1 protein-coding gene is annotated in these 255 nt (G+C 51.4%); it reads left to right on the top strand.

All coding sequences use genetic code 11. From position 1 onward, the window contains the following. The coding region (locus H6A60_RS13370) for an ABC transporter permease subunit (RefSeq protein WP_439145092.1) at positions 1-255 on the top strand (255 nt) is incomplete at both ends.

Below are 255 nucleotides of genomic sequence, written 5' to 3'. Positions count from 1 at the left end.
CGATCATCGTCGCGTTCCTTGCAGCCTGTGTGGTATCTATGCTGTTTGGCGCATTTAACGGTATTCTGGTAGCCCAGTTTAAGATCCAGCCTATGGTCGCCACGCTGATCCTTTACACGGCGGGACGTAATATTGCGGCATGGATCAATCAGAACCAGCTTCCGATCGTCAGTGACGATACATTCGGATACTTTGGCGGAATGATTCCGGGAATCCCGATCCCGACTCCGGTATTCATTGCGATCGCATGTATCG

The organism is Sutterella massiliensis (genome assembly GCF_016899755.1).
In the GTDB taxonomy this organism is placed as follows: domain Bacteria; phylum Pseudomonadota; class Gammaproteobacteria; order Burkholderiales; family Burkholderiaceae_F; genus Sutterella; species Sutterella massiliensis.
This window is presented reverse-complemented; position numbering and strand designations above follow the sequence as displayed.